The sequence below is a fragment of the Streptomyces sp. NTH33 genome, from assembly GCF_003236365.1.
Taxonomy (GTDB): Bacteria; Actinomycetota; Actinomycetes; order Streptomycetales; family Streptomycetaceae; genus Streptomyces.
Window position 1 is genome coordinate 1 of sequence record NZ_POTZ01000113.1, and the last position, 16,898, is coordinate 16,898.

Sequence of the window (16,898 nt, forward strand, 5' to 3'; positions counted from 1 at the left end):
ACCCGACCCCGCATCCCCGGCGCCGGCCTCGCCAAGGGTCTGGCCGTCACCCTGCGCACGATGACGAGGAAGACCGTCACCGAGCAGTACCCGGACACCCAGCCCGACCTGCCGCCCCGGACCCGAGGCGTGATCGGCCTGTTCGAGGAGAACTGCACGGTCTGCATGCTGTGCGCCCGCGAGTGCCCGGACTGGTGTATCTACATCGACTCTCACAAGGAGACGATCCCGGCGGCGACCCCCGGTGGCCGCGAACGCAGCCGCAACGTCCTCGACCGCTTCGCCATCGACTTCGCCCTGTGCATGTACTGCGGTATCTGCATCGAGGTCTGTCCTTTCGACGCCCTGTTCTGGTCCCCGGAGTTCGAGTACGCCGAGACCGACATCCGCGACCTCACCCACGAGCGCGACAAGCTCCGCGAGTGGATGTGGACCGTGCCGGCCCCGCCCGCCCTGGACCCCGGTGCGGAGGAACCCAAGGAGATCGCCGCAGCCCGCAAGACCGCCGAGAAGCTGGCGGCCGCGCAGGCCGAGCCGCGGGAGGAGGACGCGTGAGCACCGCCGCCGCAAGCCCCGGCTTCCTCTCCCCGACCGGAGTCGAGATCGCCTTCCTCCTCGTCGGCCTGGTCACCTTCGGCGCCGCCCTCGTCACCGTCACCACCCGGCAGCTGGTGCATGCCGCCCTGTGGCTGGTGGTGGCCCTCGGAGGCCTCGCCGTCGAGTACCTCCTGCTCACCGCCGAGTTCATCGCCTGGGTGCAGGTCCTCATCTACGTCGGTTCCGTCGTCGTCCTCCTGCTGTTCGGGCTGATGCTCACCAAGGCGCCCATCGGCCGCTCCCCGGACGCCGACTCCGGCAACCGCTGGGCCGCCCTCGTCGTGGCCGGCGCCGCCGCGACCGCCCTGGTCTGGGTGGTCGTCGACGCCTTCCGCACCACCTGGATCGACCTGGACGGCGCTACCGCCGGCACCACGAAGGTCACCGGCGAGAGCCTCTTCCGGAACTGGGTGCTGCCCTTCGAGGCCCTCTCCGTCCTCCTGCTGGCCGCCCTGGTCGGCGCGATCGTCCTGTCCCGCAAGGCGAGGGCAGCCGCTTCCTCCGCCGCCCGGACCCCGGGGGCCCACGGCGGCCAGGGCGCGAAGGAAGGTGTCCGCTGATGCACCTCGCCTATCCCGCCGTGCTCTCCGCCCTCCTCTTCTGCACCGGCCTGTACGGCGTCCTCGCCCGCCGCAACGCGATCCTGGTCCTGATGTCCGTCGAGCTCATGCTCAACGCCGTCAACCTCAACCTGGTCGCCTTCGACGTCTGGCTCAGCAGGGCCGCGACCGAGACCCTGCACTCCGGGCAGGCCCTGACCCTGTTCACCATCGCCATCGCCGCCGCCGAGATCGGCATCGGCCTGGCGATCGTCCTCGCCGTCCACCGCAACCGCGGTACCGCGGACATCGACCGGCTCCGCGACGCCGCCGAGGGCCCCGACGACTCCGACGACGGCCCCGACAGCGACGCCGCCGCGCGAGCGCGGGCCGCTGAGAAGGCTGAGGCCACCGCGTGACCACGACCACCCTCGCCGTCCTCGTCCCCCTCCTTCCGTTCCTCGGTGCCGCGGCCGGCCTGCTGCTCGGCCGCACCGCCCCCGGCTTCGTCCGCCCGCTCGCCGTCCTGCCGACCCTCGCCTCCCTCGTCCTGACCGTGCTGGTCGCCGCGCGCCAGGGCGGCGGCCGGGCCGTCGACGCCGCCACCGAGCTCACGCCCACCGGCTCCGTCCCCATCGAACTCGCCCTGCACATCGACGGCTTCGCCGCGCTCGTCGCCGTCCTGGTCGGCACCATCGCCACCTGCGTGCAGATCTACTCCACGGGCTACCTGCGCGACGACCCGCGCTACCCCTCCTACGCCGCTCTCGTCTCCCTGTTCACCTCCGCGATGCTGCTCGTCGTCTACTCCGGCGACCTGATCGTGCTGCTGGTCGGCTGGGAAGTCATGGGCATCTGCTCCTACTTCCTGGTCGGCCACTACTGGGAGACCCCTCAGGCCCGCGCCGCCTCCCTCAAGGCCTTCCTGGTCACCAAGCTCGGCGACGTACCGTTCCTGATCGGCCTGTTCGCGCTCGGCACCGCCGCAGGGTCCTTCCGGATCACCAAGATCCTCGACGCCGTCGCGAGCGGCGGGCTGCACCACCCGACCGTGATCGCCCTGCTGCTCCTCGCCGGCGTGGCGGGCAAGTCGGCGCAGTTCCCGCTGCACACCTGGCTCCCCGACGCGATGGCGGGCCCCACACCCGTCTCCGCGCTGATCCACGCCGCGACGATGGTCGCCGCCGGTGTCTACTTCGTCGCCCGGCTCCTTCCCGTCTTCCAGGCGTCCTCGGCCGCGATGACCGTCCTCGCCGTCATGGCCGCCGTGACCATGGCCGGCTCGGCGCTCGCCGCACTCGCCCAGGACGACGTCAAACGCGTCCTCGCCTACTCGACGATCAGCCAGCTCGGCTACATGACCGGCGCCCTCGCCGTCGGCGACCGCGGCGCCGCCGTCTTCCACCTCCTGTCCCACGGCGCCTTCAAGGCGCTGCTGTTCCTCGCCGCCGGCGTGATCATCCACGCCGCCGGCACCAACTCGCTGGCCGCCATGTCCCGCATGAGCAACCTGCGCGACCGCGTCCCGGACGCCTACTGGACGATGACCGTGGCGCTCCTCGCGCTCGCCGCGATCCCTCCCTTCAGCGGCTTCTTCTCCAAGGAGTCCGTCCTCGGCGCCGCCGAACACGTCGCCTCCGGCCACACCGACCACGCCCCCGGCGCGGCGGGCTGGACCATCCTCGTCGCCGGCCTCGTCACGGCCCTGCTCACCGGCGCCTACGCCATGCGCCTGTGGCTGCTGGCCTTCCGCGGCCGGGGCACCGAGGCCCCCGACCACGGCAAGCAGCCCCTCGTCATGAACGCCGTCCTCTGGGTGCTCGCCGTCCCGTCCCTCGCCTTCGGCGGCCTCGCCTTCCGCCTCCTGCCCGCCTGGTTCGACGGCCGCGACCTGAGCCCCACGCTCACCACCTCCGTCCTCGGCACGGGAGTCGCCCTGGTCGGCGGCATCGTCACCTACGGCGCCTGGCGGCACACCACCGCGCTCGCCGCCCGCTTCCCCCTCGGTGCCGTCGCCGCCCATCCGGACGCCGACGCCGGACTCGTCGAGGCCGAGGCCATCGCCAGCCACAAACCCGCGTACGGGGACATCGCCTACGCGCCCGACCCCGCCGACCCCGGACGGCTGCTGCTCGGACCGATGCACCGCCACGCGGCCGTCGGCTTCCACCTCGACGCCGTGTACGCGGCCCTCTTCGTCCGCCCGGTCCTGGCCGGAGCGAGCCTGGTCCGGTTCCTCGACCGTGAGGTCGTCGAGACCTACGTACGCGGCGCCGGCGCCGCACCCCGGCTGCTCGGGGCCGCCGTACGGCGGGCCCAGACCGGCAATGTGCAGACCTATGTGAGCGCGCTGCTCGCCGGCACCGTCGTCCTCGCGGTCGCCGCCGTCCTTCTCGCCACGGGAGTGTGAGCAGGCGTGATCGATATCAGCGAGTCCGTGATGCAGTTCCTTCTGGCATTCCTCGTCGTCGGCCCGCTCCTCGGGGCCGCCGCCGCCCTCCTGCCCGCCCCGCCCGGACTGAAGGGGAAGTCACCCGAGCAGGCCGTACTCCGGCACGGTGTCACGGTCACCGGCGCCGTCCTCGTCGCCGCGGCCGTCCTCGCGGCCGGCTTCGACCACGCCCAGGCATCGAAGATGCAGGCCACGACCGACATCAGCTGGATCCCCGCACTCCACGTGCGCATCCACCTCGGCGTCGACGGCATTTCGCTCCCCCTCCTCGTCCTGACCGCGCTGCTGACCTTCCTCTGCGCGCTGTACTCCTACTTCAAGCCACCCGCGGGCCCGGCCCCGAAGGCCTTCGTCGCGCTGCTGCTCCTCCTCGAGTCCGGCACCCTCGCGACCTTCGCCGTCCTCGATCTGCTGCTGTTCTTCCTCGCGTTCGAGATGGTGCTCATTCCGATGTACTTCCTCATCGCCCGCTGGGGCGGCGAGGGCCGCCAGGCCGCGGCCTGGCGGTTCATCCTCTACACGCTGCTCGGCTCGGTCGTCATGCTGCTCGGCCTGCTCCTGATCGGAATCAAGGCCGGCACATTCGACATAGTCGCACTCGCCACTGACAACGGCCGGTCACTGACCGCTACCGTGCAGGTCATCGCGGTTCTGGCGATCGGAATCGGGCTCGCGGTCAAGACGCCGATGTGGCCGCTGCACAGCTGGCTGCCGGACGCCCACACCGCCGCCCCGACGGTCGGCTCGGTCCTGCTGGCCGGCGTCATGCTCAAGATGGGAACGTACGGGTTCGTCCGGATCCTGCTGCCGATCGCGCCCGACGGCTTCCGCACCTTCGCGCCCTACCTCGCCGCCTTCGCCGTCGTCGGGATCATCTACGGATCCCTGGCCTGCCTCGCCCTGACCCGACAGGGCGCCAAGGGCGACCTCAAACGGCTCATCGCCTACTCCTCCGTCGGCCACATGGGCTTCGTCCTGCTCGGCATCGCCACCATGACCCCGACCGGCGTGAACGGCGCCCTGTTCGCCAACATCGCCCACGGCCTCATCACCGGCCTGCTCTTCTTCGTCGTCGGCGCTCTCAAGGACCGCACCGGCACCACCGACCTCGACGCGCTTTCCGAGAAGTCGGGCGCCGCCCTGTACGGAAAGGCCCCGCGCCTGGGAGGCCTGCTCGCCTTCGGCGCGGTCGCCTCGCTCGGCCTGCCCGGACTCGCCGGGTTCTGGGGCGAGATGCTCGCCCTGTTCGGCTCGTTCGAGCCCGCCGAAGGCCTCAGCCGGCCCGCCTTCCTCACCTTCATGGCGATCGGCGCGTTCGGCACCCTCCTGACCGCCGCGTACATGCTCATCGTGGTCCGCCGCGTCTGCATGGGCGCCGTACCGCGACAGACGCCCCGGCTCGCCGACGTCCACGGCTACGAGTTCGCGGCCTGGACCCCGCTCGTCGCCCTCACCGTCCTCGCCGGGCTCTGGCCGAAGGCCCTGCTCGGACTCACCGACCCGGCCGTGCAGCAGCTCCTCGCAGGAGGCACCCGATGAGCGCCCTGGTCCTGGCCCAGCCGCCGGCCGAGCCGGTGGTCCAGTCCGTCGACTGGCTGGCCATCGCACCGCCCACGCTCACCGCGGTGGTCGCGCTCGCGGTGCTCGTCGCCGACCTCTTCGTACCCGCCGCCCGCAAACCCGTCCTCGGCTGGGTCTCCGTCGCGGGCCTCGCCGCCGCCGCCCTGTCGCTGCTGCCCCTCCTCGACGGCCGCCGCACCACGTTCTGCCTGACCGGGCAGGCCGACGTCTGCAGCTACACCGCCGACCACTTCGCCCTCGTCATCCAGTTCCTCGTCCTCGGCGGCGCGCTCCTCACGGCCCTGCTGTCGGTCACCGCGCTGAAGGACGCGCGCGGGGCACTGCCCGAGGGGGAGTTCTGGTTCCTGCTACTGTCCTCCGCCGCCGGCGCCGCGCTGCTGCCCGCCGCACGTGACCTGGCGACCCTGATCGTCGCCCTGGAGGTCGCCTCCCTGCCCGCCTTCGCCCTCGTCGGCCTCCGGCACGGTGACCGCAGGTCCTCCGACGCGGCCCTGAAGTTCTTCCTGTCCTCGGTCACCGCCACCGCCGTCAGCCTCCTCGGCGTCAGCTTCGTCTACGCCTCCACCGGCACCCTCTACCTCACCCAGGTCGCCGAGCGCATCCAGCACGTCGACGGACAGCTCCACACCCTCGCCCAGACCGGCGTCGTCCTCACCCTCGTCGGCTTCGCCTTCAAGACGGCCGCCGTCCCCTTCCACTTCTGGGTCCCCGACACCTACGTGGGCGCCCCCCTGCCCATCGCCGCCTACCTGTCGGTCATCGGCAAGGCGGTCGGCTTCACCGGCCTGATCCTCGTCACCGTCGTCGCCTTCCCGTCGTACGCCGGCGCCTGGGGGCCGGCGCTCGCCATGCTCGCCGCGCTCACCATGACCGTCGGCAACGTCGGCGCCCTGCGTCAGCAGGCCACGCGCGCGTACAGCGCGGTACGGCTGCTCGCCTGGTCCTCCGTCGGCCAGGCCGGCTACCTCCTGGTGCCGATCGCCGCGGCCGGGTACGCGAAGGACCCCCAGAAGTCGATCGGCTCCACGGTCGCCTACGCCCTCATGTACGCCGCCGTGAACCTCGGCGCCTTCGCCGTGGCCGCCCTCGTGGGCCGTACCAGGGAACGCAACCGCGTCACGGACTACCGGGGCCTGTACGCCACCAATCCGCCGGCCGCCCTCCTGATGGCCTTCTTCCTGCTGTGCCTGGCCGGCCTGCCCCCGGGCGTCATCGGCCTGTTCGCCAAGGTCACCGTCTTCTCCGCGGCCGTCGACGCCGGACTCGGCTGGCTCGCCGTCGTCATGGCCGTCAACGTGGTCATCGCGCTGTTCTACTACCTGCAGTGGACGGCACTGCTGTTCCGCGCCCCCGAGGGCGAACCCGTCCGGCACCGCGTCCCGGCCCCCCTCACCGCCGCCCTCACCCTCACGGCCGTCCTCGGCATCGCCCTGTCCGGCGCACCCCAGCTGGTCCTGCGCTTCGCGAGCACCGGCCTGTTCTGAACACCTCTGTTCCGGACACCTCTGTTCCGAACACCGGAGAGTCGCCACGCGCGCGCCGGGCACCCGGCCTCCACGCGCGCGTGCCGTCCGCCGTCCCGCTCACCCGGACGGCCCGCGCGCCAACGCGCGCTCCGGGGAACCCGTGACTCCCGCCTGGCGTTGACCAGTACGCAAGGGTCCACTGGAGGTGACACCACACCACCAGTGGCGTCGGACGACAGCAAGCGAAGGGTTCCCCTGCCGCACCACTTGGAGGGCGTACCGTGCACCGCCGGCACAACGGGCTCAGGACCGCAGTCCTCCTCGGGGGACTGTCCGCACTCATCATCGTCATCGGCAGTTTCTTCGGCCGCACCGGCCTGATCGTCGCGGTCCTCATCGCCCTCGGCACCAACGCGTACGCGTACTGGAACAGCGACAAGCTGGCACTGCGCGCCATGCGCGCCCGCCCGGTCAGCGAGTTCGAGGCCCCGGCCCTCTACCGCATGGTCCGCGAACTCTCCAACCAGGCCCGCCAGCCCATGCCCCGCCTGTACATCTCCCCGACGGAGGCGCCCAACGCCTTCGCGACCGGCCGCAACCCGCGCAACGCGGCCGTGTGCTGCACGGAAGGCATCCTGCGCATCCTGGACCAGCGTGAACTGCGCGGCGTCATCGGCCACGAGCTCAGCCACGTCTACAACCGCGACATCCTCATCTCCTCCGTCGCCGGCGCCCTCGCCTCCGTGATCATGTTCCTGGTCAACTTCGCCTGGCTGATCCCGATCGGCCGCTCCAACGACGACGAGGGCCCCGGCCTGCTCGGCATGCTCCTGATCATGATCCTCGGTCCGCTCGCGGCCACCGTCATCCAACTGGCCATCAGCCGCTCCAGGGAGTACGAGGCCGACGCGTCCGGCGCCCGGCTCACCGGCGACCCCCTCGCCCTCGCCAGCGCCCTGCGCAAGCTGGAGGCCGGCACCCAGCAGCTCCCGCTGCCCCCCGAGCCGCGCATCGAGACCGCGAGCCACATGATGATCGCCAACCCGTTCCGTCCGGGCCAGGGATTGTCGAAGATGTTCTCCACGCACCCGCCGATGGCGGAGCGCATCGCCCGACTCGAACAGATGGCAGGTCATTACCGGTGAAGACAATCCTCAACGTCATCTGGCTGATCCTCAGCGGCTTCTGGCTGTTCCTCGGCTACCTCCTCGCGGGCGTGCTGCTGTGCATCACCATCATCGGCATCCCCTTCGGGATAGTCCTTCTGGGTGCAGCATCGCGCTCGGGTCGACGCGTCCTTCGATGACCACCGGGGGCAGCAGCTGAAGCTCAGGCAGGGGTACCTGCCTAACCTCCGACAGGGCAGCGTTCACCCGGCTCCAGGTGTCGTCGGACGTCCAGGCATTGAAGTGCTTCGATGCCTGGATGGTGGCTCCGGTATCCCTGATCACCTCGGGCCAGGACTTGCCCGTGCGTGCCTTGTAGAAGATCGCGTCCACAGACCGCCGAACGGTTCCCCTACGCCCCTTCGGCAGCAGCGGAGCGATCTTGGCCCACTCGCCGTCGGAGAGCTTGGCAGCGGGGATGCCGAGACCGGAAGCGGAATACCAGGCCCGTACGGTACAGGGAACACCACCCCGGCGATCGTCGGGCACTGGGCCGGTAATGGTGACCTTCAACTCCAAAATGGAGAGGATGGCTGCTTGCTGCTCCGGTGCCATGACCGGGAAGGACTTCTTCGCCATGCTCGCCAGAGCGATGAGATCTCGGGTACGACGATTGGACTCTTCCATCTCCGTCAGCCATTCGGCCGCCTCTGCACGCAGATTTTGTAGCTGTTGGAGTTCTTCGTTCAGGACTGCTGTAGCTGCCTCGATGGCGCCCGCTGACTTGCTCTGCTTGGCAGTCGCCACGATGACGGCCGCGATCGACGCGTTCATACCTTCGATCTGCTGATCAAGGTCTGCGATTCGATCGATCAAGGCAGCCGTGTCACCTTCGGCCATCCCGATCCACTCGGCAGCCAGCTCCCGTAGCTTCTCGCTGTTGCTGGCGATCTCGGTGACATGCTTCCAGACATGCTTTTCAAGTGCGCCGGCGTCGATGCGTGAGCAGCCGCAGGACTTACTAAGATCCTTGGGCGCGTTGCCCGTGCACCTATAGAACCGAGCGCCGTCCCGCTCCGCCACGTAGCTGAGTCCTGAGTACGTCCTACCGCAGAGGCTCACGACTCGCCCGCTCAGGGGGTAAAACGCCCGCTGGCCGCCGCTGCGCTTCGCTGTCTCGGCAACCTTGCGCCGGAGTTCCGCGCTTTCGTCTGCAGTCAGAGTCCGGGGCAACTCGATCTTGACTGAGTCCCCCCACAGGGGGTTACCGCTTTCGTCGGTCTTGGCGTGCTTGCCGCGAAAAATCAAGACACCGTTGAGGACAGGGGGCGACATCACTCGGTCACGGAGGTTGTCCCGAGTCCACGCCCGCCCGGATCGCGCCGTGATGCCCTCGGCGTTCAGCCGGATGGTGGCTTTGCGGAGGTTGAGCCCTTCGCCTACCACGAGGTCGTACACATAGCGGATGACCTTTGCCTCAGTCTCATCGATCATCAGGTACGAGCCGGGCGTCCCCTTGTTGGCGATGCTGTAGCCGTAGGGAGGACGTCCGCCGATGTGCGCGGCAGGAGTGAACTCGGCCTTCTCCTGCAAGCCGCCTTGCGTGCGATCACGGATCGTTTCCCACTCGGTCTCGGCGTAGTCGGCGTCGCGACGCATCTTTTTACGCCCCTCGGTCGTCGTGTTGTCGTAGTCGTCTGCGACCACGGCGACATAGACGCCGATGTCTTCGAGAGCCCACACCCAGCGCCAGAAGGCACGTCCCTTTCGACCGATCACACGCCCGTCCGGAACGACGACGATGTCGAAGGGGCGAGGGATCTTCTGAGCATCCCCCATCAGTCGCTTCAGATCACCCCGGTCGGCCGCTTCCAGAGAGCCCGACACGCCTTCGTCCTTATAGGTGCCGACGTGATGCCACTGCTTGAGCGCGATGTGCCGGACAGTCTTCCGGCTCTGCCTGGCTACGCCGTAGCCCTTCTTCTGCTCCTCGGTGGAGACTCGTAGATAGTCGACGGCGCGCAGCGCGCGAGTCTTGGTCGCCCGAGTAGTGGCCTCGTTCGATGAGGGCAGGGGTGTGCTTACATGTGACACGTCGACTCCTAGTCAGTCGGCCAGCCCCGGGGCGGTGCCAGCCGCTGCCGGGGCGCTTGTCGTAACCACCAAGGTAGAGGGCTTGACTGGCAGCGCGTCGGGAAACTGGCGATCCCGTTGATGCCGTCCGCGCGGCCCGAACAGAACCCGAAGCAGTAGCGCTCGCTCTGCCGACGACAGGGTCTTGTCTGGTGTCCAGATGGCTGTCGTGTCAGGCACTGCACCCCCGCTTTGCTGCCGCCTCCCGCATGGCTTCACGAGCAGTGGCCAGTTCCTCTGCGATTCCTGCTGCGATGAGTGCTGCACCGGGGGAATGGCCGGAGCCGACATGGCGCCAGCGCCTTTCGGTTGTCGGCGGTCTCTGAACCCCTGGTTCAGAGACCGCTGACACGCGATAGGGCACTCAGCGTCCGCCGAACCCCTCGTCAGTCGAGACGACCTCCTGTCCCAGGGGCATAAGAGAGATCGGAATCAGCTTGAGGTTCGCCCAGCCGAAGGGGATTCCGATGATCGACAGAAAGAGCGGAATGCTGGTGATGAGGTGACCGATGGCGAGCCACCAGCCTGCGAAAATGATCCAGATAACGTTGCCGATCAGCGAAGGGGTCCCAGCGCCTGGCCTCTGCACCGTCGTACGGCCGAACGGCCAGAGCACGAAGCCGGCGATCCGTAGTGAGGCGACCCCGAACGGAATCGTCACGATCAAGACGAAGCAGATCAGTGCGGCCAGCGTGTAGGCGAGAGCCATCCAGATTCCACAGAAGATCAACCACAAGACGTTGAGGATGAGGTTGATCAGTTTCATGATCCCTGCCCTTCGCCTACGACACTCGTGCCTGGTCTCACCAGCTAGTATGCGGCGCTCAAGTACGGAGTCGGAACCGCAAAGGACTGGCGGGAGCGTTGTGAGTGTCGAGAAGCGATCCCGTTCGGCATCGCGAACTTCAAGATGATCCCGGTCTCCCTGCTCCCGCTGGGTCGCGAGATCGTCCGCACGGACCAGCCGTTCGCGGCACGCTGACGGACCGGGGGAACGGAGGCCCGGATCCCTACCGGGCCGCCAGCCACCGCCGTACGCCGTACGAGGCCATGCCCACCGCCAGCACACCGGCACCCACGGCCACCGAGACCCACGGCAGCGCGAACGCCAGCGTCACGCACCCGACGAGCCCCACCGCCGGGACCGCGCGCCGGACGGGAGAGGCGTCCAGGGTCCAGGCGGAGGCGTTGGCGACGGCGTAGTACGCCAGCACTCCGAAGGAGGAGAAACCGATCGCGCCCCGGACGTCCACCGTGGCGGCCAGGACCGCGACCACCGCACCCACGGCCAGCTCCGCCCGGTGCGGCACCTGGAAACGGGGATGCACGGCGGCCAGCACACCGGGCAGATGCCGGTCCCGTGCCATCGCCAGCGTGGTTCGCGAGACGCCCAGGACGAGGGCGAGCAGCGACCCCAGCGCCGCCACGGCGGCCCCGGCCCGCACCACCGGCACCAGCCCGGGCACCCCGGCCGCCCGTACCGCGTCGGCCAGCGGCGCCCCCGCGTGTCCGAGTTCCGCCGGCCCCAGCACGGAGAGGACGGCCACCGCCACACACGCGTACACGGCCAGCGCGATGCCCAGGGCGAGCGGGATCGCGCGGGGGATGGTGCGCGCCGGGTCCCGCACCTCCTCGCCGAGGGTCGCGATCCGCGCGTACCCGGCGAACGCGAAGAACAGCAGCCCCGCCGCCTGCAGCACACCGCCGACGCCCACGGAGCCGCCGACGGCGGCCCGCCCCGCGTCGGCGGCGCCGGACCCCAGGCAGACGACGACCACGGCGGCGAGGACCGCCAGCACCACCGCCACGATCACCCGCGTCAGCAAGGCGGACTTCTGGACGCCGCCGTAGTTCACCGCGGTCAGTGCCACCACGGCCGCGACCGCCACCGCGTGCGCCTGCCCCGGCCAGACGTACGCCCCCACGGTGAGCGCCATCGCCGCACAGGAGGCCGTCTTCCCGACCACGAACGCCCAGCCCGCCAGATGGCCCCAGAACATGCCGAGCCGCTCACGCCCGTACACGTACGTGCCGCCCGAGGCCGGATACCGGGCGGCCAGCCGCGCCGACGAGGTGGCGTTGCAGTAGGCCACCACGGCGGCGACCGCCAGCCCGAGCAGCAGCCCGGAGCCGGCCGCGCGCGCCGCCGGCCCCAGGGCGGCGAAGATCCCGGCCCCGATCATCGAGCCGAGCCCGACCACCACGGCGTCCCGGACCCCCAGGGTGCGCCGCAGCTCGGACGTGGACGCTGACGCGGAGGCGACGGAGGAGCGGGTCATGGCCCGAACCCTACTGACCGGCGCAACCGCGGGGCGTGGCCGAGGCGTCTTCCTCCCCGACACGGCCGGAACGCCGGATGAACCCACGTGTGGTAGGCACGATCACGACACGTGACGAGTACGACGGGCAGGTACAGGGCATGGGCATCATCAGCTGGATCATCCTCGGGCTGCTGGCCGGGGCCATCGCGAAGTTCCTGCTGCCGGGCCGCGACCCGGGCGGCTTCATCGGTACGACCCTCATCGGCGTCGCCGGTGCGTTCATCGGCGGCTGGATCTCCGCCCGCTGGCTGGACCACCCGATCAACAAGAGCTTCGACAGCGCCACCTTCGTCGCGGCGATCGGCGGCTCGCTCGTCCTGCTGATCGCCTACCGTCTCCTGTTCGGCCACTCCCGCGACTGAGCGCACCGCCGGGGCGCGGCCGGCGGACGGAGAGGGGTGGGCACCGGCGTGGCGCCCACCCTTTCTCATGACGCCCGCGCCCGTGCGGGGCGCGCCGTTCCTACCGGTAGTTCACGAACTGCAGCGCGAAGTCGAAGTCCTGGCCCTTGAGCAGGGCGATCACGGACTGCAGGTCGTCGCGGCTCTTGGAGCTGACGCGCAGCTCCTCACCCTGGACCTGGGCCTTCACGCCCTTGGGGCCCTCGTCGCGGATGAGCTTGGCCACCTTCTTCGCGTTCTCCTGGGAGATGCCCTCCTTGATCGACGCGAAGAGCTTGTACTCCTTGCCGGACAGCTGCGGCTCGCCCGCGTCCAGGGCCTTCAGCGAGATGCCCCGCTTGATCAGCTTGGACTGGAAGACGTCGAGGACTGCCTTCACCCGGTCCTCGGAGTTCGCCTCCATGAGGATCTTGTCACCGGACCATGAGATCGAGGCACCCACGCCCTTGAAGTCGTAGCGCTGCGAGATCTCCTTGGCGGCCTGGTTGAGGGCGTTGTCGACCTCCTGCCGCTCGACCTTCGAGACGATGTCGAAACTGGAGTCGGCCATGTCCTGTGGCTCCTTGTATCGGGGTGCGTGTCGGATGCGTGTCGGCGGGCGTGGGGAAGCCGCCGGGCCCGCCCTTCGAACCGCGGGCCGCATCCGCACCAGCCTAGTCACCCTCCGTCCCCGTGGCGCTGATCAATCGGGTGGCGAAGCACCCCTGCGCATCGGGTATTGTTTACCTCGTTGCCGGGGAGCACCGCCGAAAGGCGGTTCGAACAGGTGGCAACACCCGGCGGTGTGCCCGAGCGGCCAAAGGGAGCAGACTGTAAATCTGCCGGCTCAGCCTTCCCAGGTTCGAATCCTGGCGCCGCCACTCTGGGAAAACCCCCTTCTGGCCAGCCTTTACGGCAGGTCGGAGGGGGTTTCTTCGTTCCCGGTCTCTGTTCGATTCAGCATCGGATCAGGGCGGCGTGTCTCACCCTGTGTCGCCCGGATCCCACCTCTGATCAGGGTGTGTCCCCCAGGTGTCCCCCGGGGGAGGCGTGACTACTCGGGCTCGTTCCACTCGCGCAACGCCGCTTCGATCCGGCTGTTGGCCCGCTCGCGGGTCTGATCCAGGACCTTGGCGTACACCCTGTGCAGTACCGCGATGCTGTGGCCGGCGCGGCGGGCGCACTCCATCGCGTCCACTCCTGAGCTGAGCCAGAAGGACACTCCGGCGTGACGGAGATCATAGGGGCGTCGGGCCAGCAGGGAAGCGACCTCAGCCTCGGTCAGCACGTTCTCCCGGGCCTTGGCCCACACCTCCCCGTATCCGGTCTCCTGTAGGAGACCGTCGCGGTTGGTTCGGAAGAGTCGGCCATCGGGTGCCGTGCCGTGCGTTGCGAGGTGCTGCCGGAGCATTCGCACGAAGTGGGGTGGGATCGGTACCGGGCGCGAGTCCTTCACGGCGCGAGCCTTGAGGTGGCGGGTTTCGTGGGCCGTCCCGTCATCCGTCCAGTTCCGCCCGGCGCGGACGATTCCCTGACGCAAGGTGAGGGTTCCCCACCCCTTGTCAGGCAGGTGGCACTGAGTGGAGCGGAGCGCGGCGGCTTCCGCCGGTCGCATGGCCGCGTAGTACAGGCACCCGAAGAACGCTTCGAGGTGCTGCCCGCGGGGCCCCTGCTCGCGTACCCCCGCCAACAGGGCCCGCACCTGCCGTGGATTGGCGACGCTTTCGGGGTCGACCTCTTCCACGGCTTTCGGAGCGGTCCACTTCACCGCGGTGAGGGGGTTCACCGGAATGGTGAAGTGGTGTTCTTCCACGGCGAGCCCCAAGACGTCGCTCAGACAGGCACGCTTCCGCTTGGCAGTGCGCGGCGCGGCCGTCTTCCCGTCCATCTTCAGGGCCAAGGCGTCCAGAGCCAGACGTACCGTCGCAGGGTCCTCCAGTGCTGAGACGGGCATGGAGTGCTTGGCCACCCAGCGGAGAGCTTGGGCGATATCGTCGGGCGGCGTCTGGTCCCACCGGTTGCGGTTGTACGCCCACCCGTACAGCGCACGCCGCAGTAGTGCCGCGTCCGGCATCCCCGCCTTCGTCTTCACGAGAGCGGGCGTGATCGTGGCCAACGCGTCGGCGTAGTTCTTCCGCGACTTCGCCGGCGCGTTGGCCCACTTGCGGTCGATGTAGGCGCGGGTGTGGTCGTACCACGTGATGGAACCCTGCTTAGCCCGCAGCTCAGAGACGGGAAGGCCGGTGTCCTCGTCGAACTGCTCACCGCGCCGGACGGCAGACATGATCTCTGAGCGACGGCCGTCGGCTTGGACTTTCAGCTTGTAGCTCTTCGAGTGCTTCCGCTCGCCGACAAGCCACCGCACGCGATAGGGCTTCGGACGGTCTCTCCGCACCTCGATCGAGTAGACGCGAATGTCGTAGGTCAGTGCCATGCGTACTCCAGAAGAGGGCCCGCCAAACGGCGGGCCCTCTCGGTTCTCGTGTTCGACGTGGTCAGGCGGCGGTTTCTTCCATGGACGCCCACCAGGCGTCCAGGTCGCTGCGGCGGCAGCGGATCTGCCCGTTGGGCAGCTTGATGAGCTTGGGAGCCTTGCCGCGGGCGCGCATGCGGTAGAAAGCGGCGCGGCTCATCTCGATCTCTTCGAGCACTTCGGGGAGCTTGAGCATCTTGGTGCCAGCCAAGGTGGTGACTCCTTCTCGGGACGAGGCGTTCCGGGGCCGTCTCAGAAGTCCGCTACATCCGCTACAGCGCTACATCGCAGGTCAGCGGGGGTGTTTTTGTAGCGGAGGGGTGGCGTGTAGCGGCTACGCACGCGCTACGGGGGTAGCGGGCGTAGCCGCTACACGCTTCGGTGCCGCTACAGATTCACCGGCTCTGAGCTGGGCTGTAGCGGCGTAGCGGCTGTAGCGGCTTCCTGGGAAGGGGGCGGGCAGTAGCGGGCCCACGCGTCTTCCAGGTCGGCCGACACGAAGCCCTTGAGGACTCCGCCGGCGGTGCGGATGTTCCGGGAGCGGATCGGCTCGTTGTCGGCCGTCATGTACTCGGCGAGCATCCGGGACAGGCGGCGGTGGTCGAGCGGCTTGCCGTCCAGATCCGCCCACGGGGCGTCGTCCAGGGCGTTGAGCCGGTCGAGGATGGCGATGGTGGGCATGCGGTCCATGCCGATCAGCACGTGGTCGCGCAGGTCGGTGAGTAGCCGGATCCCGAGACTGTGCTTGTCGGTGGTCTGGGATGCCTTGACCAGCGTCACGCACGCTTCCCGGGCCCGGCGCGGCCAGTCGCCGCCGGCCGCGTCGGCGACGGCGAGCAGGGGTTCCCACACGTCCGCGGGCCGGTCGGTGACCCCGTCGGGCATCTCCGGCCAGGCGCCGACGACGGAAGCGCGGGCGTGTTCGGCCCACTGGGCGAGCCGGTCGCGCAGCTTGTGCCCCTCGGCCTCGTGGATGCGGGCCCGGAAGGGCTCGACCTTCTCGTTGCGGGCGCGGCGGCGCATGCGGATGACGACGGAGCGGGTCAGGATCGTGTCCGGCAGCGAGCCGAGTCCGGCGACCGCGACCGCGCAGTAGGAGGGGAAGGCTTGCACGGTCTGGTTGCCGCCGTCGCCGATGCACCGGTAGGTGACCCCGGAGCGGCGGTGGCCGGCGTTGAGGAACCCGCGCAATTCCTCGTTGTCCCCCGCCTTGGGCCCGAAGATGGTGTCGATCTCGTCGAACAGGATGGTCGGCCGGCCGTCGGCCCCGGACACGGCCCGGAACAGGGCGGCGGCGGAGGCGTTGACGGCCGTCATCGGGTGCGGCACGAGGGTTTCCACGATCTCCAGCGCCCGCGACTTCCCGGAGCCCGGTTCGGGGGAGAGGAAGGCGAGCCGGGGGGTGGAGTCGAAGCAGTCCAACAGGTGCGCGTGCGCGTCCCACAGCGTCACCGCGACGAACGCGGCCTCGGTGGGGAAGACGTTGAAGCGGCGGTGGAAGGCTTCCACCTCGTCCAGCAGCGCGGCCCCGTCGATGGTGGGGGTCATGCGGCGGCCCTTCCTTCCTCGGGGTTGCGCAGCGGGCAGGCGGTCCGGTGGTCGTGGTGGTCGGTGATCAGCGCCCGCACCTTGGCGTGGCCGACGGCGCTGCGGTCACGGCCGCACGCGCACTGCGAGGTGGCCGTGGGCACCGCGCCGCGCGGCGCGGTGATGTGCAGCCACGCCACGGGGTACCGGCCGTCGCCCGGGTGCGGGTCGGAACGAAGAGCAGAAAGGACGCCCTTACGGGCGGCGCCTTTCGGCTCGCCCACGGCCGTCCGGAGTGCGGCCGGTTCGGCGGCGTGCGGGCC

General features: G+C 69.6%; 16 protein-coding genes, 1 tRNA gene and 2 pseudogenes. 11 read left to right on the forward strand and 8 right to left on the reverse strand.

Annotated features, from left to right (window positions below):
- Positions 1-12: 12 nt before the first annotated feature.
- From C1I97_RS13875 to C1I97_RS13910, 8 genes and pseudogenes are all read left to right on the forward strand, one after another.
- On the forward strand, positions 13-555 hold the full coding sequence (locus C1I97_RS13875; RefSeq protein WP_258382561.1) for a NuoI/complex I 23 kDa subunit family protein: 543 nt from the start codon (positions 13-15) through the stop codon (positions 553-555).
- Positions 552-1,157 (forward strand): NADH-quinone oxidoreductase subunit J family protein, encoded by a 606-nt coding sequence (locus C1I97_RS13880; RefSeq protein WP_111003523.1) that lies wholly within the window; start codon positions 552-554, stop codon positions 1,155-1,157. The genes C1I97_RS13875 and C1I97_RS13880 overlap by 4 nt, the downstream gene beginning before the upstream one ends.
- The gene (nuoK, locus tag C1I97_RS13885) at positions 1,157-1,555 is read left to right on the forward strand and encodes an NADH-quinone oxidoreductase subunit NuoK (protein ID WP_111003524.1); all 399 of its coding nucleotides are present in this window, start codon (positions 1,157-1,159) and stop codon (positions 1,553-1,555) included. The genes C1I97_RS13880 and nuoK overlap by 1 nt, the downstream gene beginning before the upstream one ends.
- Positions 1,552-3,546: an NADH-quinone oxidoreductase subunit 5 family protein gene (locus C1I97_RS13890; protein ID WP_111003525.1), complete on the forward strand. Its 1,995-nt coding sequence runs from the start codon at positions 1,552-1,554 to the stop codon at positions 3,544-3,546. Before nuoK ends, C1I97_RS13890 begins: the two co-directional genes overlap by 4 nt.
- A gap of 6 nt (positions 3,547-3,552) precedes the next feature.
- Entirely contained in the window at positions 3,553-5,127 is a 1,575-nt protein-coding gene (locus C1I97_RS13895; RefSeq protein WP_111003526.1) for a complex I subunit 4 family protein, read from the forward strand.
- The gene (locus C1I97_RS13900) at positions 5,124-6,653 is read left to right on the forward strand and encodes an NADH-quinone oxidoreductase subunit N (RefSeq protein ID WP_111003527.1); all 1,530 of its coding nucleotides are present in this window, start codon (positions 5,124-5,126) and stop codon (positions 6,651-6,653) included. Before C1I97_RS13895 ends, C1I97_RS13900 begins: the two co-directional genes overlap by 4 nt.
- Positions 6,654-6,916: 263 nt before the next feature.
- Entirely contained in the window at positions 6,917-7,780 is an 864-nt protein-coding gene (gene htpX, locus C1I97_RS13905; RefSeq protein WP_111003528.1) for a zinc metalloprotease HtpX, read from the forward strand.
- A pseudogene (locus tag C1I97_RS13910) lies at positions 7,777-7,893 on the forward strand (YccF domain-containing protein); the annotation flags it as partial. The gene htpX and the pseudogene C1I97_RS13910, both read left to right, overlap by 4 nt.
- Here C1I97_RS13910 and C1I97_RS13915 read toward each other — a convergent pair.
- Positions 7,871-9,835 carry a recombinase family protein gene (locus C1I97_RS13915; protein WP_111003529.1) on the reverse strand — a complete coding sequence of 655 codons (1,965 nt, stop codon included), beginning with the start codon at positions 9,833-9,835 and terminating at the stop codon, positions 7,871-7,873. The pseudogene C1I97_RS13910 and the gene C1I97_RS13915 overlap by 23 nt on opposite strands.
- A 403-nt stretch (positions 9,836-10,238) precedes the next feature.
- Positions 10,239-10,640, reverse strand: a complete 402-nt coding sequence (locus C1I97_RS13925) for a YccF domain-containing protein (protein ID WP_111003530.1) — start codon at positions 10,638-10,640, stop codon at positions 10,239-10,241.
- Positions 10,641-10,757: 117 nt separating this feature from the next.
- On the opposite strand from C1I97_RS13925, the pseudogene C1I97_RS42945 reads away from it, so the two are divergent.
- Positions 10,758-10,856: pseudogene (locus C1I97_RS42945) on the forward strand (YccF domain-containing protein); the annotation flags it as partial.
- A 28-nt stretch (positions 10,857-10,884) separates the two neighbouring features.
- On the opposite strand, the gene C1I97_RS13930 reads toward C1I97_RS42945, so the two are convergent.
- On the reverse strand, positions 10,885-12,153 hold the full coding sequence (locus tag C1I97_RS13930; protein WP_111003531.1) for an APC family permease: 1,269 nt from the start codon (positions 12,151-12,153) through the stop codon (positions 10,885-10,887).
- Between the two features lie 140 nt (positions 12,154-12,293).
- Between C1I97_RS13930 and C1I97_RS13935 the strand changes: the two genes are divergently transcribed.
- On the forward strand, positions 12,294-12,557 hold the full coding sequence (locus C1I97_RS13935) for a GlsB/YeaQ/YmgE family stress response membrane protein (RefSeq protein ID WP_111003538.1): 264 nt from the start codon (positions 12,294-12,296) through the stop codon (positions 12,555-12,557).
- Positions 12,558-12,657: 100 nt separating this feature from the next.
- On the opposite strand, the gene C1I97_RS13940 is transcribed toward C1I97_RS13935, so the two are convergent.
- The gene (locus tag C1I97_RS13940; protein ID WP_111003532.1) at positions 12,658-13,146 is read right to left on the reverse strand and encodes a YajQ family cyclic di-GMP-binding protein; all 489 of its coding nucleotides are present in this window, start codon (positions 13,144-13,146) and stop codon (positions 12,658-12,660) included.
- 228 nt (positions 13,147-13,374) lie between these two features.
- On the opposite strand from C1I97_RS13940, the gene C1I97_RS13945 reads away from it, so the two are divergent.
- Positions 13,375-13,456 (forward strand) — tRNA-Tyr (locus C1I97_RS13945).
- Between the two features lie 173 nt (positions 13,457-13,629).
- On the opposite strand, the gene C1I97_RS13950 is transcribed toward C1I97_RS13945, so the two are convergent.
- The 4 genes from C1I97_RS13950 to C1I97_RS41435 all read right to left on the reverse strand — a co-directional run.
- Positions 13,630-15,009: a tyrosine-type recombinase/integrase gene (locus C1I97_RS13950; RefSeq protein ID WP_111003533.1), complete on the reverse strand. Its 1,380-nt coding sequence runs from the start codon at positions 15,007-15,009 to the stop codon at positions 13,630-13,632.
- A 61-nt stretch (positions 15,010-15,070) separates the two neighbouring features.
- A complete protein-coding gene (locus tag C1I97_RS13955; protein ID WP_111003534.1) occupies positions 15,071-15,259 on the reverse strand; it encodes a helix-turn-helix transcriptional regulator in 189 nt (62 codons plus the stop codon).
- A gap of 176 nt (positions 15,260-15,435) precedes the next feature.
- Positions 15,436-16,596, reverse strand: a complete 1,161-nt coding sequence (locus tag C1I97_RS13960; RefSeq protein WP_111003535.1) for a DUF3631 domain-containing protein — start codon at positions 16,594-16,596, stop codon at positions 15,436-15,438.
- A partial coding sequence (locus tag C1I97_RS41435; RefSeq protein WP_258382560.1) for a hypothetical protein occupies positions 16,593-16,898 on the reverse strand: 306 nt, incomplete at its 5' end. The genes C1I97_RS41435 and C1I97_RS13960, both read right to left, overlap by 4 nt.